Raw genomic sequence first — 24,797 nt, forward strand, 5'->3', positions numbered from 1 at the left:
CCAAAGTTTAATAAAATGATATTCCCGCTTAAACACACCTCATCAAACAGTTGTATTTGTATAAGGAACTTTCCAAATAATCTGTTGATGAGAGTGTTTTTTCCTCTCCTTGAAAAATCCTTTTTTCTTTTCTGTTATTAATTTAATAATTACTATACTATTTTTCCGCTTGACTTTTTTACTGTAGCCTTTTAAAGTATGGAATGTTGCTTAGACTATGTTTAACGACTTTGATACTGAAAATTAGAGGTGGCTACTTAGATGAAACAAAATGGAAATCCTTGGGCGCTATTGCCGCTATTTTTATTTGTAGGCCTTTTTGTCGGCTCCGGTGTATTGACTGGAGATTTCTATAAATTGCCAATATTGATTGCGGCAATTATAGCATCGGCTTTCGCGCTTTCATTTAACCAGAAGCAATCGCTCAATCAGAAAATAGAATGGTTTGCTTCCGGTGCGGGTCATCCTGATATTATTATTATGGTTATCATTTTTATATTAGCAGGTGCTTTTGCTTCTGCAGCTGAGGCGATGGGAGCGGTACACTCAACCGTCAACCTTGCTTTGAGCATTATTCCGCAGCAGTTTATACTGCCAGGGCTTTTTATCATTGCTTGTTTTATTTCTGTTTCGATGGGAACATCAATGGGGACGATTGCGGCAGTTGCTCCAATTAGCGCCGGTTTGAGCGGAGAACTTGGCTTGTCCCCTGCAATCGCTATTGCAGCTGTTGTCGGCGGAGCTATGTTTGGAGATAATCTTTCTTTTATTTCGGACACCACCATCGCGGCAGTACGGTCACAAAAAACACAAATGATGGATAAATTTAAAACGAATTTTTTGATCGTTTTGCCTGCAGCTATCATAACTGTCATTTTATTATTTTTTATACCGACAGGACACGTAGGACATATCGGAGCTGAATCTTACAGCTGGTTTAAAGTGCTTCCTTATGTTGCCGTGTTAGTCTTTGCATTAATTGGTTTTAATGTGGTGGCTGTCATTTTTGGCGGATTGATCTTAACAGGAATTATAGGAGTTGCAAGCGGCAGCTTGACGTTTGAGTCTTATTTTAAAGCAATTACGGATGGAATTGCCGGAATGTCTGATCTTATCATCCTTTCAATGTTAATTGGCGGAATGGTCGGCGTAATGAAACAAAACGGAGGGATTGACTTTTTACTGGGATTCATTTCTAAAAGAATCCATTCGAAAAAAGGTGCTGAAGCTGGTATTGCCGGCTTGGTCAGCGTTACTAACCTAGCTACTGCCAATAATACGATTGCTATTATTACAGCCGGGCCGATTGCCAAAAATATCTCTGATGAATTTAAAATCGACAATAGAAAGTCGGCAAGTATCTTAGATATCTTTTCCTGCGTGATACAAGGATTAATTCCTTATGGCGCGCAGATGTTATCGGCCGGGAAGTTTGGAAATATTTCACCTGTCAGCATCTTGCATTACTCTTTCTATCCTGTTTTAATCGGGATCTGCGGCATCATAGCAATTGTATTTGGACTACCGAAATTCACAAGAAATACGAAATAAAGATAAAAAAGGTACCAAACGGTACCTTTTTCTTTTTTTAACCATAATTCGTAAAAACATATAGAAATGATGAAAAAGGAAGATAGAGAGTGTAATGAAAACAAGCTTTCATAATTTATTATGTTGAGGGCCTAGTGGGTGAATAACCTAAGTCCTCTCGACCGTATGAAAAATAACAAGGGTTTTGATACCCTTGTTATTTTTTGTGTCTTCGAATTTTTAGAGGTTTCTTTATTTGGAGACATGTAGATTGTTTTAAGTAAGGATCACTTGAGATATGGAATAGCATTACCAATATAGCATCGAACGATCGTTCTGATTTGCATTGAATAAAGGAGTGAGCCAAATTGCTTAGAGATCAAGGGACAATCAAATGGACATCAATGATGCTCCCAGAACACTTAACACAGCTTAAACAAGACTTACTTGATGTATCAAAAATTGAAGAGTGAACAACTAGCACAAATTAGTTGAAAATAATTTTTCATTTAGTCAGAGGAATTAAAAGAAATTTAATCTGATAAGTAACTAAAGTTATGATTTATACGGTTGAAGAAGTCTTAAAGTAACCTAGAATTTGTCTAAAAAGTCAAAATGAAAAATTCATATTAAGTTTAAATGGATAAATATGGGGTAATAGCCGAATGTACACAATTTTACATTTGGAGGAGGATAACCTTGAACTCTACAATCTGTAAGGTAGGTATTGTTGGAACATTGGTCATTGGTGGGCTGTTTTCACCTTTTGCGGCTGGGGCGGAAGCTAAAGAAGAAGCCAGAAAGAACCATACAAATACATTAAGTGTTAATCAACCAGTTAATGTACTTAAAACAGCCTCAGTATTTAACAGTCAAAACATTAAAGCAGCTGCTGATGACTGGGAATCAGCAGGAACTGAGTATGGAAGCACAAAGTTTGAAAAATATTCTTTAGCTGCAGTTGTTCAGACTCTAGGATTTGCATTAAACCTTCCTTCAGGTGGATGGTCGTCGTATTTAGCTGGATTAGCAAATATGATTATCTTAGGCGAGTATCCTGTTGTTTATTTTAAAGATCGTAAAGAGTTTAAAATGGCCGGGGCGACACTAATGACACGCCACAATGTTACAATTTATGAAGACAAAGATCGTAAGAAAAAAATTGGATCAGATAGCTTTATCATTACAGATACAGGTGGCCCAAAAGCTGCTGAGAAATAAGTTTAAACAAAAAATCCTCCCACAGTGGAGGATTATTATTACATATTAACTAAAGTGTAAGTCAATGAAACGATGAATAAAAAATACGAAATATAAGAAAGTGCTTTTGATGAACTTGTTCTATGTTTTTGGAATGTATAGATAAGTGCAAAACCCAAGAAGAAAACTGCTACAAACCAAGAAGTGTACTGTGGAAAGATGGCAACCAGCAATACCATGATTGTTGAAAAAATAAATGAAGAGTAATGAGTAACTTTATGATCATTATTCAAAGAAATCACCTCTACAAATTTTTACCCAATATAGTGTGTATTAAAACATTATACAAATAGGAGATTGGAAAAATGCCTAAAGAACAGATGAAGCAATTAATTACTTTAGAAACAAATTAAATTTATCAGACAAAGACATTACATACGGTTGATTAATTTTGAACTGCTTAGATACAATTTTTTGAGTTATATAAAGATGATCCTTATTTGTTTATTAGGGCTTTAAAAGAGGGATACGTGGTTAAACAACCAATCATTGTACGTTTCTTTAATGGAGAAGAACTGGCTATTGTACATAAAACAACCGGCAAGAGGTTCAATGTTAATGTAAATGAAGAAGCTGCCTGACGGCTTTACATTGCAAACAATGGCTATGTGGTTGTGGAGTGAGATTGTTGAATGCACACATTTATCAGTTAGAAGCTTATTTTAAGAAAGGATCAGCACTTCAGAAAATATAGTTTGAAAATCCAAATAACTCTGGAATGTCGTATATGTTCATATATTAAGAAAGAAAGCGTACCGGCAGCTAAAGTTAGGACGCTTTTTTTGTTATGGCATCTAATTAAAAAACAACAATTTCACACAGAATGGAGAGATTAAAGTGTCATCTATAAAAGACGTTACCCATGCTGACTCAGCATAACAAAAAGACTAAAAAAGAAAGCAATGCTTTAAAGGGAAGAAAAAAAGATCACCCAAGTTTAGCTTGAGGTGATCTCTTCATAATTATTAAGAAATGTCAGCTGTTTTATATTGAACAAAATTTTTGAACGGGAGAAAGATTAATTTCGAGAATGCAGCTATTCTACTTTGCGGGTATTAGATTCCAGTCCCCCTTATAGAAAACTTTTATCACTGGTGAACACTCACCTTTATGTAAGTACCTGAACTAAAAGTGCATACTTACATATTTACAGTCTGCACTTTATTATCAAGATATAAATAATAATTAAGGAGGACAAATCTTTGAAAACTCTTGTTATCGTAACACATCCCAGCATAGAAACATCCGTCATTAATAAGCGATGGATAGAAGAACTGAAAAAGTATCCGGAAAAGTATACTGTTCATGAATTGTCTAAGGTTTACCCTGATGGAAACATTGACGTGGAAAAAGAACAAAAATTAGTTGAATCACATGGTAATCTTGTTTTCCAGTTCCCTATATATTGGTTTAATTGTCCGCCTCTCCTAAAAAAATGGTTTGACGATGTTTTAGCTTATGGTTGGGCTTATGGTTCTAATGGAGGAGATAAATTAAAGAATCGTAGAGTTGCTTTAAGTGTATCTGCCGGAATCCAAAAAGAAGACTATAATGAAAATAGAAGATATCGGCATACACTTGAACAAATATTAGTTCCATTTGAAATGACATTCCTGTATTGCAATGCAGATTATCATTCATTTTTTGCGTTTTATGGTGCAGAAAGTGAGCCGGGTACAAGCAAAGTAGAAAAAAGCGCTCAGGATTATTTGAATTTTGTTGACAATCTGTAATAGGAAGATTTATTAAAGTTATAAAAAAGAAGTATTTTTGTTGAAGAGATACTTCTTTTGATTTAAACAGGATAGATATGACTACCGCTACACATTCTTTAGAGATGGCAAACGATTTTTCTCTCCCCATTCGCACATCATATTTAACAATGGAACGAGAGAAAGACCACGGTCAGATAATGAATATTCAACTTTTGGAGGTATTTGGGGAAATTCCTTGCGTAAGATAAGGCCCTCCGCCTCCAGCTCTTTTAACATGATGCTTAGCGTTTTAAAGGAAATGGTACCGATACTTCGCTTCAGCTCATTATGCCGCATAACCTTATTTTCAGATAGCCAATATATAATGATCATTTTATATTTACCACTTATTAATGACAACGTATATCCAAAGCCAGTGTCTTTTAGTTCAACGCCAGTCGGAACACAGGTTTTACGCACAAGTAACACTCTCCTTTAAGTAAGTATATGAAATAGGCATCCTTTACAGATTATTATGCAAACTTATTGCTAAGGATGTAAAGTAAAAGGTTGATACATATTAGTCATCTATAATATGTATCAACCTTTATTTTGCGATTTAGGTCTTGATAAGCGGGCGTTTGGATACTCCTTGTAATCATAAACGATTGAAGTGTCAATTGAAGTGTCATACCCATTTGTTTCATATTTCTCTTCCACAAAATCACCCACATAATTTATTCAACATATTCAAGAATACCAAATTCCGTTCGATATAGGGAGGGAAACAATGATTGGATTAGCTTATTTTTTTAATTATCTGGCTTGGAGTGGGATTGTTGACTGGCATTAAGTTTATTTTTGTTGACCAGGACTATGATGAAGAGTTTAAAGAACTGATGGATAAAGAAACATCAGTAGACATGGAAAGGAATTTGGCCAATCTGTTCTTCAAAAATAAGCTTAATGTATTAGCCTTCTTCATGTTAATCGGTCTGCTGCCATTAATAATTAGGATTACAAAATTATTTAAAAGAGGTTGATTTATGCCTTTACTTGATTACTTTATGTACTGCAGTTTGAAAACAAGGAATACTTCAAAGCATTCATGTTAGATGAGAGCGGTTATTTGACATCTAAAGACATTCACGGCGCTTCTAAAATGCAAACAATGTTAGAGGTCATTAAAGTTGCAAGTGAGCTTAAAACTAAGTGTAATGTGAGGTAAGGGAAATTCAAGTGGTGACACGGTAAGGGGTGTTCAGATGTATTGGATCTTGGATCGAATGGAAAGAGAATGATGAATTGAAAAACATAGTAGCTGAAGGGTTTGTAGAGTGGGCTGCTATACTTGAAGACCTATATCAAAAGCGGTTAGAGCATGTGAATGGAAGCGGCTTTGAAAAGGGGTGAAATGCCATTAAAAAGTTAGTTTTATTATCCAGCTTTTTCGGAATTGTGCTATCAACGATTGGGCAATTATTTGGAGTCCTAACAGATTTCTTTATCACAGGTATTGCACGGCTTATAGGGGTTTTAGCTGGTATCCTAGTATTACTTAGCTTGAAGTCAAGAAACATAGAAATGCAGGCATTTATAGTGAACTCAAGTACTGCGTTAGGAATAATGGATGCAGGAATTTTATATTTTCCGGCTGCGATTGTCAATGTTTTAATTGGATTCAAGCTAAACAAAAAGTTAAAAGAAGAAAACACCAAGGAGCAGATCTGAATAGACTGCTTTTTGTTTAGTGTGACCATGGAAAATTGTAGTATAATAGTAATAAAATAATTATTTTATTCAGAGTGAGGTTTATATGGATTTAAAATTTTACAGGCTTCTTAGAACAAATGAAGTCGAGTTTTTTCAGGTCATACAAAAAGAAACTTCAAACATCTATGGCTATATTTTAATTGTTGATTCAAAAAGAAAAGGAAAGTTGTGTGATAATCCAGTTTTAATTGGTATAGAGGATGAAAATGAATACGAGGGTTCCTCGAACTTTATTCAGGTCATTGCATTCACTGAAGAAAGATATCTTGAAGATTTTACAGCTGATATCTTTTCTTTTATAGATGGTTTGTTAAACATGAAACCAGATTGCCGCTTCTTTATTAAAGAACAGATATCTAAATCAAATTCTGAGTTGTTGGACTTTGATTTTCCTTTTGATATGACACCTATTGTGGATTTCATTACACCGTATGTACAAGAGGTAAGCAAAGACATCAATCTTAACAACATTAGCAACCGTGATTTTAATTACCTTTCACAAAAATAATTGACAAAAATTAAGATAAAAGATGACCAAATGGAACAGAGTTTTATTTCCTAGGAGTAGATAGGATATCCATTAAGCAGTAAAGAAAGCTTTACTGCTTAATGGATAAAAGGGCAAGCAGAGAAGGTAATGATTGATATAGTTGCTTATTTTCAGGGTTGGTACAGAACCACCAAAAACCATTTGATAATAATGGATAATATTAAGTGTTAAAAGTAACGAATAAAAATAATTCAGAACTGCTTGGCTTTACTTTATTTTGACAGGGGTCGAGTAAGATGGATAAGAAAAAGGATAAAATTCAAAGAAAATATAGAGAACAAATGAGGGAGAAGACAGAACGAGAAAAAGAAGATGGCAGTTCACATACTTTTGAGGTTGTTGTTGTACTAGCCATCATTATCTTGATGTTTTTCTTTAATTCGGTATTCAAGGCTTTTTAGATAAAAGAATCCTTTTAGAGTGAAAATTATAAAATTGACCTTCAGGATTTATGAAAGTTTTTCAAACCATTGCCGATAAAATGGCCCAATTCAGCCAAACCCATTCAACGTACTAATGCTCAAATAATTTTTTCTCATTAGTACAAATTCCAAATGGCTTAATGAGTTTTGGGTTATTCACCATAAGGAAGAATTTGAGGACTTAAGAAATTCCAAGAAGCAGTTGATTCTAAATGACCAAAAATTGGGGATATAAAAAATGAAATTGTATAATGAATTTATAAATATAGCTAAAACTCTTAATAAAGAGTTAGACATTATTCCATTATTATATGGCTCTTTAGGTCTTGAAAAGGTAACTGGGTTGGACTTTTCCCCAGAAGATATTGATATTCTTATTCCATTAATTTTTTTAGAGGAAAAGTGGGAAAAACTAAAAAAAATTATGGACCTGCAAGGATACAAAATGGTTGATTTACATGAGCATGAATTTAGGAAAACTAATACTAAAATAGGCATTGCTTACATAGAAGATTTAAAACCATTTGCAGATGTAGACTATAATAACCTAGAGATTTTTGAAGATTACGGAGCGAAATATCATTTGCTAACTATTTATGATTACCTCAAGGTTTATAATAAGTCTTTACTGGATGGCTATAGAAGAACAAAGAAGAACAATAAAGACCAAAGTAAAATTAACATATTGAATAAACTAATACAGAGTTAATTTCGTATTATGACTATCATGACAGTTGTATGTTTTATATCTGGAATTCTAACTAATTCAATTGCAACTTTAATTAGAGGATGATAGCAGAAGCGAAGCATTGCAATCACTTTGACAGCATTTTTGTCTTACATTTCTTATCAATGAAACACTAAGCAATATGGCAACTTAATATGCTCCTAATTACCCCCCTTTTATAAGGGGTTTTATTTATTACCAACATTTACATCGAACGGTCGTTCTGATTTATTTTGAATAAAGAACATTTGTTCTGTTGATGTTAGATCGATAAAGGAGTGAGCCAAATTGCTTAGAGATCAAGGGACAATCAAATGGACATTAATGATGCTCCCAGAACACTTAACACAGCTTAAACAAGACTTACTTGATGTATCAAAAATTGAAAAGCCATCCTTAGACGCTCAACAAATTGAAGAGATGGATATTCTTGTTTCTGAAGCATTTGAATTTAATAAAGAGCTGGTATTTAACAACGGGTTCGTTGAAAATGTCGCCGGCAGAGTACGTTACATTAACTTTGAGCAACAAAAGCTTCACGTTTAAGATCAGAACGACAATACAGTATATATCAACATGAATACCATCATAGGAGTTACATACAATGATTGATTACTCACAATTTCCACGTAAGAATATACTTTGTGTCGATATGAAATCCTTTTATGGCTTCTGTTTCGACTGTAACAATGGGGCTTAATCCCTTAACATGTTATCTTGCTGTTGTAGGGAATACGGAGACACAAGGAAGTGTGGTATTAGCTGCATCTCCTGCGCTTAAAAAAGATGTTGGAATCAAAACAGGGTCGAGACTATTTGAGATACTTGAAGATCCAAGAATACACATTGTAAATCCGTAAATGAAGCTTTTCATCAGTATTTGCAAGAAATAAGCAGACCTTAACGGGTCTGTTGAGCGAGATGACAAAGGAGTTTTCCTGCGTTTGCTCCGAAAAGCTGTTACATGTTATTGTAATGGAAGAAAGATGACATGAGGTGTGGATGTTGGTGAAATCAGTGGATCATCCCTCCTAAAATAAAAATTCCATTATTTTAGGAGGCTAAACATGAATTTTCAAAGAATTGAACTTGAGCAATGGCATAGAAAACCTTATTTTGAACATTACATGAAAGCGGGGAAATGTTCATACAGCATAACGGCTAACATCAATGTGACCGGGCTGCTGAACAAACTGCGAGACAAGAAAGTCAAGTTCTATCCTGCTTTTATTTATATGGTGTCGAGAATAGTGAACGCCCACCCTGAATTCAGAACGGCATTTCATGACGGGCAGTTGGGATGTTGGGAACAGATGAATCCGTGTTATACGATTTTTCATCAGGAGGATCAGACCTTTTCCGCCTTATGGTCGGAATATTCACATGATTTTCCACGGTTTTATCAAAACTATGTGAGGGACATCGAGAGGTTTGGAGACAAAAAAGGATTATGGGCAAAAGAGAATATTCCTGCCAACACGTTTTCCGTTTCCTCAATTCCATGGGTTGACTTTACGAGCTTTCATCTGAACCTGGCGAACAGCGACCATTTGCTCCCTATCATAACAAACGGGAAATTCTTTTCAGATGGAAAAGAGACATACTTGCCTGTAGCACTGCAATGTCATCATGCAGTATGTGATGGTTACCATGCAGGTGTTTTTATCAATGGATTGCAAAAACTGACTGATTCATGCAGGGAATGGCTTGTGCAGTGAAATCGTGTGATAAAAAAAGAGGCCTGATAAGGCCTCTTTCAGCTTGTTGACAAAGTCACAAAAAGTGGCTCCATCGACAAGCTTTTTTAATTCCTCTAAATCTGGATACATAACATTATCTTTAAGTACAGAAAAAGTTTGGAAAACTGTGCGTTTATCTATAGAGTCGATATATGAAGCTTTTAAATAATTAAACTCAGCAATCAAAACATCATCATTAAAGGCCCTAGCTTTTTCGATTCCTTTTTTGTAAAGAATCAAGGCTTTGTTAATATCCTTCATCTTGAAGTAAATCTGTGTCAATGTAAATAACGTGTGAGGGAGAAGGTCGCTTTTATCTTTTTCGTACCATCTTTGTCATACTCTTTCATCTTATAATAACAGTTCTCTAAATTATATAATGATGCACCAATTAGTTTCTGCTTGTTTATGGACTTCGAATCGTTTAAGGCTCTTTGAAGATGCGGAACTGCAACAAATGCACATTGTATACGGCGAACGGTGTAAGTTTTTTGGTCCTTATAAATGTTTAGGCTGCTTCAGCATAGTGATTGATACATGGGTTTGTTTCATGTGATAATAAACATCAGCTGGGTTGATCGGAAGAGTTTATTATGAGATTTGCAGGGGGAATCCAGAGGTCAAATAATGTGATATAACTATTCATTAGGGAAGTGTCTATTATAGAATAAAGTAAACTAACAAAAAGAACAGGAGACTAAAAAATGGAATTTTTCATTAGACAAGAACTCACTCATGAATATAATACGACTGAAGACATTGTTAAAAGAGCTTTTTTAAATGAAAAATATAGCGACAAGAAAGAGCACTTCCTTGTAAATAAGATTAGAAAATCAGATGCATTTATTCCTGAGCTTTCATTAGTTGCTTTAAATGGAAAAGAGATCGTCGGGCATATTCTTTTATCTAAAATAAAAATCGTGGATGGTGATAATGCTGTTGATTCCTTAGCGCTTGCTCCGGTTTCTGTTGCACCTGAGTATCAGAGAAAAGGAATCGGGAGTCAATTAATTCATGTTGCTTTAAAAAAAGCAAAAGAGCTTGGTTATCGTTCAGTCATTGTTTTAGGGCATAAAGATTATTATCCAAAGTTTGGTTTTAAGCCAGCTAGTTTATGGAATATCAAAGCCCCATTTGAGGTGCCTGATGAAGTATTTATGGCTTTAGAGTTATCAAAGGATTCTCTCGAAAATGTAAAAGGTGTCGTTCATTATTCAAAAGCTTTTTCAGTGTAAAATCTAGATGGTTGTTTAAAGAGGCTATCCCCGAAAATCTTACTGAGCGTCTTTTTGGTTTAAAGAATAAAAGAAAGCCGCAAGCTTTCAATTATCTTTCACAGGCAAAGTTGTCATGATCTCTGCCCATTTAAGGTTGGTAAGCAGGGTGGGAACTAGGCACTCCATTCGGGTTTCACTCAAAGCAATTTGTAAACGTTTCTGTTTTTCCAGTTAACGCTGCGGTAGAAGTATTACTCAATTTTTAAAGTTGCAGACATATAAGCTACTCTGGCCAATCCGTCTTTCAAAAGTGTTTCATGAACAGACTTGCCATCAACATAAACCTAAGCTAACAGCCTTCCATACTGATCTCTGCAATCACCTGTATCAAACTCTAATTGAAGCTTACCGCTTTTAACCAATTCTTTATTTCGTTTAGATGCATTTTCGTCACATGGTTACATAGGAGATCTGTTTTTTAGCTTTTTGAGTGTTTACAGTAAGTAGCGAACTGTATAAAAAAGGACCCAGCGTCATTAATTGATACGCGACATTTCTTAAATAGTTGAAAACTGAATATAAAAGAAGATAAAACCAATATTTATCTCAGATCAGGTTAAATTTTCTGAAAAAAACGTTGAAAAAGCCGACAGTATTTTATAATATTAACTCAAGTTAGTTTGTTTGATCAACAAACTAATGAGCCGGACTTTAATTGTCCATAAGATATGGTCCTTGCTATATATGGATGGAAGGGGGATAAGAGGATCAATTTAATGGAGCTAAACAATATAAAGAACGAAAGAATGAGGTTTTTATCCTTTGCCGGGTATAGAAAAATATGAATTTCCTGCTTGCTGATCACCATTTAGATGATGAAAATGCTCTGGGAAAGTAGATCACTATAATTTTTTTTCGCTCTTTTGAAAGCGCTTTATAAAACGTTTACTGCCCATAATTTCGAGAAATTATTATACCATTTCATACTGTTCCTTATTAAAGGATCGAAAAGGGGAGAAATCATGCTCAGTGAAAATGTAAAGAAGATTAGCATGGTTGAAAAAGTTGGATATGCGTCTGGAGATTTTGCGTGTAATTTAATTTATGCAACGGTGTCTACTTATCTTTTGTTCTTCTATACAGATGTATTTGGTTTATCGGCGTCAACAGCCGGTACGATGTTCTTAGTGGTTAGAATAATTGACGCTCTCGCCGATCCTTTTATTGGAACAATAGTAGACAGAACGAATAGCAGATTTGGACGCTTTAGACCGTATCTTTTATTCGGAACGTTTCCATTTGCAGTACTGGCAATACTTTGTTTTACAACCCCAGATTTTTCGGATATGGGGAAATTAATATATGCCTATATGACCTATGTTGGCTTGTCGCTTACATACACAGCGATAAACGTTCCGTATGGCGCGTTAACTTCTGCCATGACTAGAAATAATCAAGAAGTGGTTAGTATAACATCTGTTCGTATGTTATTTGCGAATCTTGGGGGACTTGTCGTTGCATTTTTTGTTCCTTTACTGGCTGCTTATTTAAGCGATACTTCCGGCAATGAATCTCTTGGCTGGCAGCTAACCATGGGTATTTTGGGAATAATAGGCGGATGCCTGTTAATCTTTTGTTTTAAAAGTACAAAAGAGCGTGTCGCTCTTCAAAAGTCTGAAGAGAAAATTAAATTATCGGATATATTTGAGCAGTTTCGTGTTAATCGTCCGCTTGTTGTATTGAGCATTTTCTTTATTATTATTTTTGGTGTGAATTCAATCAGCAATTCGGTTGGCATCTATTACGTGACGTATAACTTAGGAAGAGAGGATTTAGTGAAGTGGTACGGATTGATAGGAAGTTTGCCTGCTTTGGTTATTTTACCGTTTATTCCAAGGCTTCATCAATTATTGGGGAAGAAGAAATTACTTAACTATGCGTTATTACTGAATATTATCGGCCTCTTAGCTTTGCTGTTTGTTCCTTCAAGTCATATATACCTCATTCTCTTCTTTCGATTAATTGCTGCTGCTGGAAGTCTCACTGCCGGGGGATATATGTGGGCGCTCATCCCTGAAACAATAGAATATGGAGAATATAGGACTGGAAAAAGAATGGGCGGGCTCATATACGCTGTTATTGGATTTTTCTTTAAGTTTGGCATGGCCTTGGGAGGGATTGTACCAGGGCTGGTTCTAGATAAATTTGGATATATGGCAAATCAGGCACAAACTCCCGAGGCATTAACGGGAATTTTAATTACAGCAACCGTTATTCCCGCGATTCTGCTTGTTTTAGCCATGATCGATATTAATTTCTATAACTTAGATGAGAAAAAATATAAAAACATGGTTCGAGAATTAGAGAATAGAGACAAAGTTTATTTGGATCATATTGATGATTTCAAGGCTTGAAAAATGATGAGTCAAAAGAAAATAGCTGAGGGGGAGTTCCAAATGAAGATTATCAATCCAGTGCTTAAAGGATTCAATCCCGATCCAAGTATTTGCAGGGTAGGAGAGGACTATTATATCGCTGTATCTACATTTGAGTGGTTTCCAGGAGTCCAGATACACCATTCAAAGGATTTAGTAAATTGGCACTTAGTTGCACATCCATTACAGAGAGTTTCACAATTAGACATGAAAGGAAACCCTAATTCAGGCGGGGTTTGGGCGCCATGTTTAAGTTATAGCGACGGAAAGTTTTGGCTGGTCTATACGGATGTTAAGGTAGTAGACGGGGCGTGGAAAGATTGTCACAATTATTTAGTGACTTGTGAGACGATTCATGGCGACTGGGGGGAGCCGATTACATTAAATAGCTCGGGATTTGATGCCTCTTTATTCCATGATACAGATGGAAAAAAATATTTATTAAATATGTTATGGGATCAGCGTGTTGATCGGCACTCATTCGGAGGAATTGTCATACAGGAATATTCTGATAAGGAGCAAAAATTAATTGGTAAACCGAAAGTTATATTTAAAGGAACGGATAGAAAGCTGACTGAAGCTCCGCACCTTTATCATATCGGGAACTATTATTATTTATTAACCGCAGAAGGAGGAACACGGTTCGAACACGCTGCTACAATTGCCCGTTCTGCAAATATTGAGGGTCCATATGAAGTTCATCCCGATAATCCAATCTTAACGTCATGGCATGATCCAGAAAATCCGCTGCAAAAATGCGGGCATGCATCCATTGTTCAAACACATACAGGTGAGTGGTATTTAGCTCATTTAACGGGACGTCCTATTCATCCGGACGATGATTCAATTTTTCAGCAGAGAGGATATTGTCCTTTGGGGAGAGAAACAGCTATTCAAAAACTTTATTGGAAAGATGAATGGCCTTATGTAGCAGGCGGAAAAGAAGGGAGCTTGGATGTAGAAGCGCCTTCTATACCCGAAACAGCGTTTGAAGCAACGTACCCGGAAGTTGATGAATTCGAGGACTCAAAATTAAATATTAACTTTCAAACTTTAAGGATTCCGTTTACAAATGAATTAGGTTCATTGACTCAAGTGCCAAATCATTTACGATTATACGGCCATGAATCATTAACCTCGACATTTACTCAGGCATTTGTAGCCAGACGTTGGCAAAGTCTCCATTTTGAAGCGGAAACCGCTGTTGCATTTTATCCGGAAAATTTTCAACAAGCCGCTGGATTGGTGAACTATTACAATACAGAGAACTGGACGGCTCTTCAAATCACATATGATGAAGAACTTGGCCGTATTCTTGAATTAACAATATGTGATAACTTTTCTTTTTCACAGCCATTAAAAAATAAAATTGTTATTCCTCGGGAGGTTAAGTATGTATATTTAAAAGTAAATATTGAAAGAGAAAACTATACTTATTTCTATTCTTTTCACAAAGAAGATTGGCAAAAAATTGACATTTTATTAGAAACGAAAAAATTATCAGATGATTACATCCGTGGAGGAGGATTCTTCACAGGAGCCTTTGTAGGGATGCAATGCCAAGATACCAGCGGTAATCATATTCCGGCCGACTTTAGATATTTTCGTTATAAAGAAAAATAATATGCATATGAAAAAGGAGACTTCTATTTTAGAACTCCTTTTTCATAGTAGAAGACGCCCTGTACTCCTATTCAGCATTAAAGATGAGCGTCAAACATAAAGATTTGTGCATTTTTAATTATAAATTACATTGTAGCCATCTCCAGAAAATGGTCAATGACAATGGAGGACATCCCTAACGCTGGTGCGTTTTTTCCTAAGAAAGATGGTAATAATTCATAGCTGCTGCCTAATTGTGAATAAACCCTGGCTGACACTTCACTTTTAATTGAATTTAAAACCATAGGATGCGATTCAATTATGCTGTTTCTTAAAATAATGGCTTGTGGATTGAATGTATTTAGAATATTGGTAAGGCCTATTCCTAAATAGAATCCAAAATTCTGTAACGCATTTAAAGTTCCAATATCATTCAGATGGGCGAGTTCTATGATATCTTGAGTGGATACTTTTTTCTCTTTCGTCTGAAGAGATGTTAATAAAGCCTTCTCTGAAGCATACAATTCCCAGCAGCCTCGGTTTCCGCAACTGCATTTAGGGCCATTAAAGTCTATTGTCATATGTCCCATTTCTCCAGAGAATCCGCTTACCCCTCTATATAAATGATTGTTGATAATAATACCGATCCCTATCCCTGTATTGATACTTGCATAAATAATGTTATCGTGATTTTTTGCAGCACCGAATACTTTTTCTCCATATGCGCCGGCATTTGCCTCATTTTCAATAAAAACAGGCACATTGAACTTCTCTTGTATGAAAGGTTTTAAGTCAATATTTCTCCAGTTGGAGTTCGGAGTGAAAACAATTTTTTGATTTTCATCAATTAGCCCAGGCACGCATATCCCTATACCAATAAGACCGTACGGAGATTCTGGCATATGCGTAATAAAGTGATGAATCATGTCAATTAAAATGTCTTTCGTTATTTCTGGAGAATTGCATTCCAAATGGTGGTGTTGATCAAGCACAATTGACCCTTCAAGGTCTGTTAAAATGCCATTAATATAATCCACACCTACATCTATTCCCACAGAGTATCCCGCCTTTTTATTAAAAACAAGCATGACAGGTCTTCTTCCGCCACTTGATTGTCCCTGACCTATTTCAAATACAAGATTTTCTTTCATTAATGTGTTTACCTGTGATGAAACAGTTGATTTATTTAATCCAGTCTTTTCAGATAATTTTGCTCTTGAAATGGGTGAGTTCTTAAGTATTTCTTTTAATAATAACTTTTGATTTACTTTTTTGACAAAGGTTTGATCTGCGATATCCACTTCATCCACTCCATTTGTATAACCTTTAAATTAAGTTGAAATTTTTGTGTGTTCAATTTGACACATACTACATAGCGAATCTTACCTTTATTATATCGAATGTGTTCATAAAAAACTAAAAAAAATATTGAAAATACTGATGGGGTTATATAAGATGAAAATAAGTTAGTTTGTTCGGGCAACAAACTAATATGAAACTTACTTATAAATGTGCCTGAATTTGAATTATCATGTTTTGAATTTATTTTTAAGGGGGACATAACATGGCTCACTCTCATTCTAGTTCAGTTAACTTTTTTGGAAGCGTAAACAAAGTGGTTTACGAAGGGAAAAATTCCACTAATCCTTTAGCATTTAAATATTATAATTCTCAAGAAGTAATCGGCGGAAAAACAATGAAAGAGCATCTGCGATTTTCTATTGCTTATTGGCATACATTTACCGCTGATGGCACAGACGTTTTTGGAGCAGCTACGATGCAAAGACCTTGGGATCAGTATAAAGGCATGGATTTAGCGAAAGCGAGAGTAGAAGCAGCATTTGAGATGTTTGAAAAACTGGATGCACCATTTTTTGCTTTTCATGATCGGGATATTGCACCAGAAGGTAGTACGCTAAAAGAGACAAACCAAAATTTAGATATTATCGTAAGCCTGATGAAAGATTACATGAGAACTAGCAATGTTAAGCTATTATGGAATACTGCAAACATGTTTACGAATCCCCGTTTCGTCCATGGTGCCGCGACTTCTTGCAATGCAGATGTGTTTGCGTATGCTGCAGCACAAGTGAAAAAAGGATTAGAAACAGCAAAAGAGCTTGGCGCCGAGAATTATGTATTTTGGGGCGGCCGTGAAGGGTACGAAACATTGTTAAATACCGATTTGAAATTTGAACTTGATAATTTGGCCAGATTCATGCATATGGCAGTGGATTATGCGAAAGAAATCGGGTATACAGGGCAGTTTTTGATAGAACCAAAACCAAAAGAGCCGACCACGCATCAATATGATACAGATGCCGCAACAACCATTGCCTTTTTGAAGCAATATGGCTTAGATCATCATTTTAAATTAAATCTCGAAGCCAATCATGCCACATTAGCCGGGCATACATTCGAACATGAATTACGCATGGCAAGAGTACATGGACTTCTTGGCTCTGTTGACGCGAACCAAGGTGATCCTCTTTTAGGCTGGGACACCGATGAATTTCCGACAGATTTATATTCTGCGACATTAGCAATGTACGAAATCCTGCAAAATGGCGGCCTTGGAAGCGGCGGATTAAACTTTGACGCGAAGGTCAGAAGATCTTCTTTTGAGCCTGATGATCTAATATATTCACATATTGCAGGGATGGATGCATTTGCAAGAGGATTGAAAGTCGCCCACAAATTGGTCGAAGATCGTGTGTTTGAAGATGTGATTAAACATCGTTATCGCAGCTTTACTGAAGGGATTGGTCTCGAAATTGCAGAAGGAAGAGCCAATTTCAAGATGCTTGAGCAATATGCGCTCAACAATAAATCAATGAAAAACGAGTCTGGAAGACAGGAGCGATTAAAAGCGATATTGAACCAATACATTTTAGAAGTATAACAGGATAAGCTCCAGATCCTGCAATAGATACCAAGTTAACGATCTACCCGTCATGATGCCTTTACTTTTGCTTATTGTTATGACGGGTAATTTCTACAATTGGGATTTATTTAGAGTGAATGGTTTTTTAAAGGTTAAGGAGTGAAAAAATGAAGTATGTCATTGGAATAGATATTGGAACAAGTGCTGTTAAAACCATTTTAGTCAATCAAAACGGCAAGGTTTGTGCAGAAACGTCCAAAAGTTATCCGCTCATTCAAGAGAAGGCGGGATATAGTGAGCAAAATCCTGAAGACTGGGTGCAGCAAACAATTAATGCATTGGCTGAATTGGTTTCTAAATCCAACGTTCAAGCCAAGGATATTGACGGGATAAGCTATTCGGGACAAATGCATGGATTAGTACTGCTTGACAAAGATCGGCAGGTGTTACGCCATGCAATCCTTTGGAATGATACCAGAACGACGCTTCAATGTATCAGGATGACCGAGACATTTGGCGATCATCTGCTTGACATCACAAAAAACCGTGTTCTAGAAGGGTTTACATTACCTAAAATGTTATGGGTGAAGGAACATGAACCTGAACTTTTTAAAAAAATTGCTGTTTTTTTGCTTCCGAAAGACTATGTGAGATTCCGTATGACTGGTGTCATTCACACCGAATACTCCGATGCAGCAGGCACTTCACTTTTACATATGACCCGCAAGGAGTGGAGCGATGAGATTTGCAATCAATTTGGTATTTCTGCAGGTATTTGTCCTCCGCTGATTGAATCTCATGATTGTGTAGGATCGCTGCTTCCGAACGTTGCGGCGAAGACCGGGTTGTTAGAAAAAACAAAAGTGTACGCTGGGGGAGCAGATAATGCTTGCGGTGCTATTGGGGCCGGTATTCTTTCTTCTGGAAAAACATTATGCAGTATTGGGACGTCCGGGGTCATACTTTCCTACGAAGAAGGCAAAGAAAGAGACTTTAAAGGGAAAGTGCACTTTTTTAATCATGGAAAAGAAGATTCTTTTTATACGATGGGAGTCACACTCGCTGCAGGATACAGCTTAGACTGGTTTAAAAGAACGTTTGCACCAAACGAATCGTTTGAGCAATTATTGCAGGGGATAGAATCTATTCCGATAGGATCAAATGGACTGCTATTCACTCCTTATTTGGTTGGTGAAAGAACGCCGCATGCTGATTCTTCTATTCGGGGAAGCTTGATCGGAATGGATGGAGCCCACAAAAGAGAGCACTTTTTGAGGGCGATAATGGAAGGGATCACATTCTCTTTACATGAATCAATTGAGTTATTCCGCGAAGTAGGGAAATCAGTTCATACTGTTGTTTCTATTGGCGGGGGAGCTAAAAATGAAACGTGGCTGCAAATGCAAGCTGATATTTTCAATGCGAGGGTGATCAAGTTAGAAAATGAACAAGGTCCAGCCTTGGGGGCTGCGATGCTAGCTGCCTTTGGAAGTGGGTGGTTTGAATCCCTTGAAGAATGTGCAGAGAAGTTCATTCGTGAGGCTGCTGCATTTTATCCAAAGGAACAAAATGTTCAAAAATACAAAACACTATTCGATTTGTATAAAAAAATTTACACTCACACAAAGGATCTAAATACAGCTTTAAAGAGCTTTCGAAAAAACTAATGATAAATGACGTAAGAACAATTAACGGCTAATCATCATCAAAGCCCTTTGATGACTCACTACAGATTCATCATTGGGTTTATATATCTGGTAACCAAATTAAAAGCGGCATCAAAAAATCAGTTGCTCCATTCTATTTCCCATCAAAAACATAAAGCTATTACATGATAAACGAAACTTTTTAGTAGGTTAGCAGGAACAATAATATAACTGCCTTGTGAAAGGTGGTGAGTAAACAAAACATTACGGTACCTAAATACAATCTAATCAAACTGGAGGCATACCAAATGAAACAAAAAAGAATGAAGTTTTTGTTAGCAGTTTTATTTAGTCTAGCGCTGACATTACCTGCATGGTCCGCACAGGCGGCAACTACAATCACCTCAAATCAAACCGGCTCCCACGATGGCTATGACTATGAACTGTGGAAGGATCACGGGAACACCAGTATGACGCTCAATAGCGGCGGCGCGTTTAGTGCCCAGTGGAATAACATCGGGAATGCGTTATTTCGAAAAGGCAAGAAATTCGACTCTACCAAGACTCACTCACAACTTGGAAACATATCAATTCATTATAACGCAACCTTCAATCCAGGCGGAAATTCCTATCTGTGTGTGTATGGATGGACGAAGGACCCGCTCGTTGAATATTATATCGTCGATAATTGGGGCACCTATAGACCGACCGGAACGCCGAAGGGTAGTTTTACTGTTGATGGAGGCACATATGACATTTATGAAACGATTCGAATCAACCAGCCTTCTATTATAGGTATCGCAACCTTTAAACAGTATTGGAGTGTCCGCCAGACAAAACGAACGAGCGGAACTGTATCTGTCAGCGAACACTTCAAGAAGTGGGAAAGCTTAGGAATGCCAATGGGTAAGATGTATGAAACCGCGCTTACGGTAGAGGGATATCAAAGTAATGGCAGTGCTAATGTAACGACTAATGTACTGAGTATTGGAGGAAAAAGAAATTAATCCTTTTAAGTTTTGATTCGTGTTTCAGTCCGAATTCTTGATTTACGATAAAACCGAAAGTAAGTTTCATACAAAAATATCCCCTCACCTTAACGTGAAGGGTGCTTTTTTATTATCTAAATAGCTGTTTTTACGTTAGTCAACAAGATTCATGTTTAAAAAGCAGGATTAACTCTAACTATTAGGAATATACAGATCTCTGGCATTACTTACACAGCAGAAAATTTAACAGGCATAGTTGTCATGATCTCTGTCTGTTTTAGCTTGGTAAGCAGAATGGAAACTAGACAAGCCAGAGCTTTTTTTCTAATTCAATTTGCAAACGCTTCTGTTCCTCCAGTTGACGCTGCAGCATAAGAAGTTTTATTTTCATTTGCATTAGAAGTTTCACTCAATTCTTTAAAAGTTGCATTCTGCTTTGTTGTTGCTTATTCAACCCCAGGGTCTTTCTATTTCACACAGCCATTAAATCCTCTATTAGTCACATATCCATTCCTGCTCCAGATTGAACGTTTTTCTGATTTTGCCTCTTGCTCATCTAGTCTGAATTGGTCTATGTATTTGGTGTTTGGCTCATATACATATGCTACTCTGGCCAACCCTTCTTTCAATAATGTCTCTTGAACAGATTTGCCGTCAACATAAACGTAAGCTAACAGTCTTCCATACTTATCTCTTCGATCGCCTTTATCGAACTCGAGCTGCAGCTCACCGCTGTTGACCAATTCTTTATTTCGTTTTGACGCATCTTCACCGTACGGCTGAACACAAGAATTCGGTTTCTTCGTCTCAGGTGTATCAACGAGCAAGTAGCGAACTGTGTCTTTCTTTCCATTGTAAATAACCTTAATCGTATCTCCATCCACTGCTCTATCTAATGTAACATCCGCTAATTTCTTATGTTTTTTTGAATATGAAGTGCCAGCCTTTTGTTCTTGCTGTTTATCATCATTAGATGGAGTACCTTGAGAGACCTGTTCTTTTTCATTCGTTTTTGAATGGCTTTTTTCTGCGTGATTTGATCCACAGGCTGCCAAATTCATGGTTAAAACCAATGTGATAATACTCATTAAAACTTTCTTCATTTTGATTCCCTCTTTAGCAAGTAAGTTCTTGTATGCTTTTCTTTTAATCGGTTAACTTCATCATTATAACGATATGGACATTTTTTGTGAATGGATATACCCATAACTTCATGGGAGCTTCATACAATGAATTTACAAACGGTAAAATATGAACTTGCCAATAAAATAACCAAAACATATCCTCGAAAAGATAAAAACAAATAATTCTGAAAATTTTATTGACTTAAAACGCTTTTGGAATTATGATAATATCAGAAATGACAATAAAGTGACAAAAACATCACTACAACATAACAATTAAGGGTTTGTGTTTTTTTTTTGGTGAAAAGTGAAAGCGATTACAAATGCAGAGTCGGAAATCTAAGATAGACATGATTTTCAAACGATCTTATTTTTAGTTAAAACTCTATATCCTTGTTTCAATAGCCATACCGAAAGGAAATTATTAAGTATTCTTAATAAAGGCAGGGGAAATGGATATGAATGAACATCAAAATCGCAGATTGAAATTAATTATGATTTCAGCAACATTTGGAGGGCTTCTCTTTGGATATGACACCGGAGTTATAAATGGAGCTTTACCTTTTATGGCGAGATCAGATCAGCTTCATTTAACACCGGTTACAGAAGGGCTTGTGACAAGTATTCTTTTATTAGGTGCGGCGTTTGGAGCGTTGTTATGCGGCAGATTAGCTGATCGCTATGGCCGCCGGAAAATGATCCTTCATCTTTCTTTTTTATTCTTCCTGGCATCTCTCGGAACAGCATTAGCCCCTAATGTTTCAATCATGGCGATCTTTCGTTTTTTGCTCGGGCTGGCTGTTGGTGGAGCTTCAGCGATGGTTCCGGCCTTTTTGGCAGAAATGGCACCGCATGAGAAGAGAGGACGTATGGTAACCCAAAATGAGCTAATGATTGTCGGCGGGCAATTTTTAGCATATGTTTTTAATGCGATCCTTGGCGTTACAATGGCAAATACCGGACATGTTTGGAGATACATGCTTGCCCTTTGTGCCGTTCCGGCTATCATGTTATTTGCCAGTATGCTCAAGGTGCCAGAAAGCCCGAGATGGCTAACTTCCAAAGGGAAAAAAAGTGAGGCGCTGCGTGTTCTTAAAGAAATTCGAGAAGATAAGCGTGCAGAAGCTGAATTTAGAGAAATTCAAGCAGCGGTAGAAAAAGATACAGAACTAGAGAAGGCATCACTCAAGGACTTTTCTACACCATGGCTGCGCCGTCTTTTACTGATTGGAATCGGTGTTGCCATAGTGAATCAAATTACAGGTGTTAACTCGATTATGTATTATGGCACTCAAATCCTTAAAGAATCTGGTTTTGGTACAAAAGCGGCTTTAATCGCTAATATTGGGAATGGGCTGATATCAGTTATAGCAGTTATATTTGGGATTTGGCTGGTCGGAAAAGTGAGCCGGCGTCCAATATTATTGATTGGTTTGGCGGGAACGACTACAGCACTTTTATTCATTGCAATATTCTCAATATTGCTTGATGGATCTGCAGCACTCCCTTATGTTGTACTTTCTTTGACCGTTTTATTTCTTGCCTTTATGCAAGGGTGCGTAGGCCCTGTGACTTGGCTGGTCATTGCGGAAATATTCCCTCAAAGATTAAGAGGGCTTGGTTCTGGAATAAGTGTTTTTTTTCTGTGGATATTAAACTTTATGATCGGTTTTGCTTTTCCGATTTTGCTTAGCTCTGCAGGTTTGTCTTTTACATTCTTTATATTCGTCGCTTTGGGTGTATTGGCAATCGGTTTTGTGTACAAATGCATGCCGGAAACAAAGGGGCGTACACTTGAAGAACTAGAAGAGCATTTTCGTTCTCGACACGTTAAAGATACCCCTGAAAAGTCAGTTATTGAGGTGTAATTATTTATAATAAAATCATTGAACTGAAAGAGTACTCCCACTACGCAAGTACATAGCAAAGCAAATTATACAACCAATCGTTTTGCAAAAGACAGTCAGATTATTTTGGCTGTCTTTCTTGTGTTGTATAAATAAAAAATAAATGGAGTCGGCCGGTCTAAAAACTTTGCCTGACTCTTGTGATTATTGGATTAAAGTTCTACTCTATATAAACCGTTTATTTACAATGGTTTTCAGAGAAGTTAAACGTAGTGCTTGAATTGGTGGAGAACAGCAAAACCTTTCAATAATTATTTTTGATAGGGAAGTGATAAAATAATGAGAATGATTAAATTAGAAGAACTAATTAAAATTTGTAAAGTAAGTGAGTTATAAGAAAGAAGAGCGGTATCAAACGGCAGTCGATTCTTGTTACGCTAACCTAACAGTTGAGTATGATTTTAGAGAGGGGTGAATGATCCCGTTCGAAATCACTCATTATATGTGGAAAATGAGGGGAGAAACTTATTTTGTAACAGATGGGAGCTAGATGATCAGGAATTCTTCAAAGACAACTCAGTTGTTGAAGGGGCAGTCTTTGCGAATCACTTAAAAACCAATCAGTACTATACCATTTTCGTTGAATTGCAAGCATATCCATTTGGACAAGCGGTTGATCTAGTCCAGACATACGAAGAGTTTGTTGACAGTGATTGCGAACTTGTCCTATTGTTGGCAGATAGCAGCTATGTTTCGATATACTGTAAAGACAGAAATGTCATTGAAAAGCTTTTCATTAATGCTTTAAAGAACGACTTTGAAGAGGTTCAACTTATAACTGATGACAATGACACAAGCCAGGCCTTACGTATAATAATTCTATAATTAAAGGGAGTAATACATATGACAATGCAAATTAAAATCAAATATCTAGATGAAACACAAACAAGAATCAGCAAAATTGAGCAAGGAGATTGGATTGATCTTCGGGCTGCCGAAGATGTAACAATGAAAAAAGATGAATTTAAACTTGTCCCATTAGGTGTAGCAATGGAGTTGCCTGAGGGTTACGAAGCACATGTCGTTCCCCGTTCAAGTACATATAAGAATTTTGGCGTTATTCAAACAAACTCAATGGGGGTAATTGATGAGTCATACAAGGGAGACAACGATTTTTGGTTCTTTCCTGCTTACGCATTACGTGATACAGAAATTAAAAAGGGAGACCGTATCTGTCAATTTAGGATTATGAAAAAAATGCCGGCACTTGAATTAATTGAAGTTGAGCGTTTAGGGAATGAAGATAGAGGCGGGCACGGTTCTACGGGAACGAAGTAAATAATAAAACCTTGGCTGCC

Annotated in this window: 21 protein-coding genes and 10 pseudogenes; 24 read left to right on the plus strand and 7 right to left on the minus strand. The window is 36.5% G+C overall.

Features of this window, described 5'->3' with window-relative positions; genetic code table 11:
- Positions 1-261: 261 nt before the first annotated feature.
- From M1M80_RS09515 to M1M80_RS09525, 3 genes and pseudogenes are all read left to right on the plus strand, one after another.
- The gene (locus M1M80_RS09515) at positions 262-1,551 is read left to right on the plus strand and encodes a Na+/H+ antiporter NhaC family protein (RefSeq protein WP_060398672.1); all 1,290 of its coding nucleotides are present in this window, start codon (positions 262-264) and stop codon (positions 1,549-1,551) included.
- A gap of 347 nt (positions 1,552-1,898) precedes the next feature.
- Positions 1,899-2,000 (plus strand): annotated as a pseudogene (locus M1M80_RS09520) (YolD-like family protein); the annotation flags it as partial.
- 229 nt (positions 2,001-2,229) lie between these two features.
- Positions 2,230-2,751 (plus strand): hypothetical protein, encoded by a 522-nt coding sequence (locus M1M80_RS09525; protein ID WP_060398673.1) that lies wholly within the window; start codon positions 2,230-2,232, stop codon positions 2,749-2,751.
- Between the two features lie 38 nt (positions 2,752-2,789).
- Here M1M80_RS09525 and M1M80_RS09530 read toward each other — a convergent pair whose 3' ends face one another.
- On the minus strand, positions 2,790-3,023 hold the full coding sequence (locus tag M1M80_RS09530; RefSeq protein ID WP_080429009.1) for a hypothetical protein: 234 nt from the start codon (positions 3,021-3,023) through the stop codon (positions 2,790-2,792).
- A gap of 95 nt (positions 3,024-3,118) precedes the next feature.
- Here M1M80_RS09530 and M1M80_RS09535 point away from each other — a divergent pair.
- Positions 3,119-3,456: pseudogene (locus M1M80_RS09535) on the plus strand (hypothetical protein).
- 536 nt (positions 3,457-3,992) lie between these two features.
- Complete coding sequence (locus tag M1M80_RS09540) at positions 3,993-4,523, plus strand: NAD(P)H-dependent oxidoreductase (RefSeq protein ID WP_060398674.1); 531 nt, start codon at positions 3,993-3,995, stop codon at positions 4,521-4,523.
- 87 nt (positions 4,524-4,610) lie between these two features.
- Here M1M80_RS09540 and M1M80_RS09545 read toward each other — a convergent pair whose 3' ends face one another.
- Both M1M80_RS09545 and M1M80_RS09550 read right to left on the minus strand, forming a co-directional pair.
- Positions 4,611-4,964 (minus strand): winged helix-turn-helix transcriptional regulator, encoded by a 354-nt coding sequence (locus tag M1M80_RS09545; RefSeq protein WP_060398675.1) that lies wholly within the window; start codon positions 4,962-4,964, stop codon positions 4,611-4,613.
- Between the two features lie 144 nt (positions 4,965-5,108).
- A pseudogene (locus tag M1M80_RS09550) lies at positions 5,109-5,204 on the minus strand (hypothetical protein); the annotation flags it as partial.
- 70 nt (positions 5,205-5,274) lie between these two features.
- On the opposite strand from M1M80_RS09550, the pseudogene M1M80_RS09555 reads away from it, so the two are divergent.
- From M1M80_RS09555 to catA, 10 genes and pseudogenes are all read left to right on the plus strand, one after another.
- Positions 5,275-5,527, plus strand: a pseudogene (locus M1M80_RS09555) (hypothetical protein).
- Between the two features lie 3 nt (positions 5,528-5,530).
- Positions 5,531-5,738, plus strand: a pseudogene (locus M1M80_RS09560) (hypothetical protein).
- A 15-nt stretch (positions 5,739-5,753) separates the two neighbouring features.
- A pseudogene (locus M1M80_RS09565) lies at positions 5,754-5,887 on the plus strand (hypothetical protein).
- A 16-nt stretch (positions 5,888-5,903) separates the two neighbouring features.
- Positions 5,904-6,215, plus strand: coding sequence for a hypothetical protein (locus tag M1M80_RS09570; RefSeq protein ID WP_060398676.1), 312 nt, complete (start codon positions 5,904-5,906; stop codon positions 6,213-6,215).
- Between the two features lie 85 nt (positions 6,216-6,300).
- On the plus strand, positions 6,301-6,765 hold the full coding sequence (locus M1M80_RS09575) for a hypothetical protein (protein ID WP_060398677.1): 465 nt from the start codon (positions 6,301-6,303) through the stop codon (positions 6,763-6,765).
- Positions 6,766-7,043: 278 nt separating this feature from the next.
- Positions 7,044-7,208: a hypothetical protein gene (locus M1M80_RS09580; protein ID WP_060398678.1), complete on the plus strand. Its 165-nt coding sequence runs from the start codon at positions 7,044-7,046 to the stop codon at positions 7,206-7,208.
- Between the two features lie 259 nt (positions 7,209-7,467).
- The gene (locus M1M80_RS09585) at positions 7,468-7,938 is read left to right on the plus strand and encodes a hypothetical protein (protein ID WP_060398679.1); all 471 of its coding nucleotides are present in this window, start codon (positions 7,468-7,470) and stop codon (positions 7,936-7,938) included.
- Positions 7,939-8,283: 345 nt separating this feature from the next.
- Positions 8,284-8,568 (plus strand): annotated as a pseudogene (locus M1M80_RS09590) (YolD-like family protein).
- Positions 8,561-8,813 (plus strand): annotated as a pseudogene (locus M1M80_RS09595) (Y-family DNA polymerase); the annotation flags it as partial. The pseudogenes M1M80_RS09590 and M1M80_RS09595, both read left to right, overlap by 8 nt.
- A gap of 210 nt (positions 8,814-9,023) precedes the next feature.
- Positions 9,024-9,674, plus strand: coding sequence for a type A chloramphenicol O-acetyltransferase (catA, locus tag M1M80_RS09600; RefSeq protein WP_060398681.1), 651 nt, complete (start codon positions 9,024-9,026; stop codon positions 9,672-9,674).
- Here catA and M1M80_RS09605 read toward each other — a convergent pair.
- The gene (locus tag M1M80_RS09605; RefSeq protein ID WP_248596965.1) at positions 9,648-9,956 is read right to left on the minus strand and encodes a hypothetical protein; all 309 of its coding nucleotides are present in this window, start codon (positions 9,954-9,956) and stop codon (positions 9,648-9,650) included. The genes catA and M1M80_RS09605 overlap by 27 nt on opposite strands.
- A gap of 443 nt (positions 9,957-10,399) precedes the next feature.
- Here M1M80_RS09605 and M1M80_RS09610 point away from each other — a divergent pair, with 443 nt between their 5' ends.
- Positions 10,400-10,930 carry a GNAT family N-acetyltransferase gene (locus tag M1M80_RS09610; protein WP_060398682.1) on the plus strand — a complete coding sequence of 177 codons (531 nt, stop codon included), beginning with the start codon at positions 10,400-10,402 and terminating at the stop codon, positions 10,928-10,930.
- Positions 10,931-11,187: 257 nt separating this feature from the next.
- On the opposite strand, the pseudogene M1M80_RS21675 reads toward M1M80_RS09610, so the two are convergent.
- Positions 11,188-11,392, minus strand: a pseudogene (locus M1M80_RS21675) (thermonuclease family protein); the annotation flags it as partial.
- A gap of 542 nt (positions 11,393-11,934) precedes the next feature.
- Between M1M80_RS21675 and M1M80_RS09620 the strand changes: the two are divergent.
- Both M1M80_RS09620 and xynB read left to right on the plus strand, forming a co-directional pair.
- Positions 11,935-13,326 carry an MFS transporter gene (locus M1M80_RS09620; protein WP_060398683.1) on the plus strand — a complete coding sequence of 464 codons (1,392 nt, stop codon included), beginning with the start codon at positions 11,935-11,937 and terminating at the stop codon, positions 13,324-13,326.
- A gap of 42 nt (positions 13,327-13,368) precedes the next feature.
- A complete protein-coding gene (xynB, locus tag M1M80_RS09625; RefSeq protein ID WP_060398684.1) occupies positions 13,369-14,970 on the plus strand; it encodes a xylan 1,4-beta-xylosidase in 1,602 nt (533 codons plus the stop codon).
- A gap of 125 nt (positions 14,971-15,095) precedes the next feature.
- Here the strand turns inward: xynB and xylR are convergent, their stop codons facing one another.
- Positions 15,096-16,250: a transcriptional repressor XylR gene (gene xylR, locus M1M80_RS09630; protein ID WP_060398685.1), complete on the minus strand. Its 1,155-nt coding sequence runs from the start codon at positions 16,248-16,250 to the stop codon at positions 15,096-15,098.
- 263 nt (positions 16,251-16,513) lie between these two features.
- Between xylR and xylA the strand changes: the two genes are divergently transcribed.
- The 3 genes from xylA to M1M80_RS09645 all read left to right on the plus strand — a co-directional run bounded on the left by xylA (position 16,514) and on the right by M1M80_RS09645 (position 20,486).
- Positions 16,514-17,851, plus strand: coding sequence for a xylose isomerase (xylA, locus tag M1M80_RS09635; protein ID WP_003238266.1), 1,338 nt, complete (start codon positions 16,514-16,516; stop codon positions 17,849-17,851).
- 149 nt (positions 17,852-18,000) lie between these two features.
- Positions 18,001-19,500, plus strand: a complete 1,500-nt coding sequence (gene xylB / locus M1M80_RS09640) for a xylulokinase (RefSeq protein WP_060398686.1) — start codon at positions 18,001-18,003, stop codon at positions 19,498-19,500.
- A gap of 287 nt (positions 19,501-19,787) precedes the next feature.
- Entirely contained in the window at positions 19,788-20,486 is a 699-nt protein-coding gene (locus M1M80_RS09645; RefSeq protein ID WP_060398687.1) for a glycoside hydrolase family 11 protein, read from the plus strand.
- Between the two features lie 449 nt (positions 20,487-20,935).
- On the opposite strand, the gene M1M80_RS09650 is transcribed toward M1M80_RS09645, so the two are convergent.
- Complete coding sequence (locus tag M1M80_RS09650) at positions 20,936-21,571, minus strand: thermonuclease family protein (RefSeq protein ID WP_060398688.1); 636 nt, start codon at positions 21,569-21,571, stop codon at positions 20,936-20,938.
- Between the two features lie 473 nt (positions 21,572-22,044).
- Here M1M80_RS09650 and M1M80_RS09655 point away from each other — a divergent pair, with 473 nt between their 5' ends.
- The 3 genes and pseudogenes from M1M80_RS09655 (at position 22,045) to dutA (ending at position 24,777) form a co-directional block, all read left to right on the plus strand.
- Positions 22,045-23,460: a sugar porter family MFS transporter gene (locus M1M80_RS09655; RefSeq protein ID WP_060398689.1), complete on the plus strand. Its 1,416-nt coding sequence runs from the start codon at positions 22,045-22,047 to the stop codon at positions 23,458-23,460.
- 460 nt (positions 23,461-23,920) lie between these two features.
- A pseudogene (locus M1M80_RS09660) lies at positions 23,921-24,324 on the plus strand (DUF2691 family protein); the annotation flags it as partial.
- An 18-nt stretch (positions 24,325-24,342) separates the two neighbouring features.
- On the plus strand, positions 24,343-24,777 hold the full coding sequence (gene dutA / locus M1M80_RS09665; protein ID WP_003238248.1) for a dUTP diphosphatase DutA: 435 nt from the start codon (positions 24,343-24,345) through the stop codon (positions 24,775-24,777).
- Positions 24,778-24,797: the final 20 nt, after the last annotated feature.

Source organism: Bacillus inaquosorum (assembly GCF_023238325.1).
Classification (GTDB): Bacteria; Bacillota; Bacilli; order Bacillales; family Bacillaceae; genus Bacillus; species Bacillus inaquosorum.

Coding starts and splice junctions, on each gene's coding strand:
- M1M80_RS09515 (WP_060398672.1), top strand. CDS start 262: ATGAAACAAAATGGAAATCCTTGGGCGCTATTGCCGCTATTTTTATTT.
- M1M80_RS09575 (WP_060398677.1), top strand. CDS start 6,301: ATGGATTTAAAATTTTACAGGCTTCTTAGAACAAATGAAGTCGAGTTT.
- M1M80_RS09580 (WP_060398678.1), top strand. CDS start 7,044: ATGGATAAGAAAAAGGATAAAATTCAAAGAAAATATAGAGAACAAATG.
- M1M80_RS09585 (WP_060398679.1), top strand. CDS start 7,468: ATGAAATTGTATAATGAATTTATAAATATAGCTAAAACTCTTAATAAA.
- catA (WP_060398681.1), top strand. CDS start 9,024: ATGAATTTTCAAAGAATTGAACTTGAGCAATGGCATAGAAAACCTTAT.
- M1M80_RS09605 (WP_248596965.1), bottom strand. CDS start 9,956: ATGAAGGATATTAACAAAGCCTTGATTCTTTACAAAAAAGGAATCGAA.
- M1M80_RS09610 (WP_060398682.1), top strand. CDS start 10,400: ATGGAATTTTTCATTAGACAAGAACTCACTCATGAATATAATACGACT.
- M1M80_RS09620 (WP_060398683.1), top strand. CDS start 11,935: ATGCTCAGTGAAAATGTAAAGAAGATTAGCATGGTTGAAAAAGTTGGA.
- xynB (WP_060398684.1), top strand. CDS start 13,369: ATGAAGATTATCAATCCAGTGCTTAAAGGATTCAATCCCGATCCAAGT.
- xylA (WP_003238266.1), top strand. CDS start 16,514: ATGGCTCACTCTCATTCTAGTTCAGTTAACTTTTTTGGAAGCGTAAAC.
- xylB (WP_060398686.1), top strand. CDS start 18,001: ATGAAGTATGTCATTGGAATAGATATTGGAACAAGTGCTGTTAAAACC.
- M1M80_RS09645 (WP_060398687.1), top strand. CDS start 19,788: ATGAAACAAAAAAGAATGAAGTTTTTGTTAGCAGTTTTATTTAGTCTA.
- M1M80_RS09650 (WP_060398688.1), bottom strand. CDS start 21,571: ATGAAGAAAGTTTTAATGAGTATTATCACATTGGTTTTAACCATGAAT.
- M1M80_RS09655 (WP_060398689.1), top strand. CDS start 22,045: ATGGATATGAATGAACATCAAAATCGCAGATTGAAATTAATTATGATT.
- dutA (WP_003238248.1), top strand. CDS start 24,343: ATGACAATGCAAATTAAAATCAAATATCTAGATGAAACACAAACAAGA.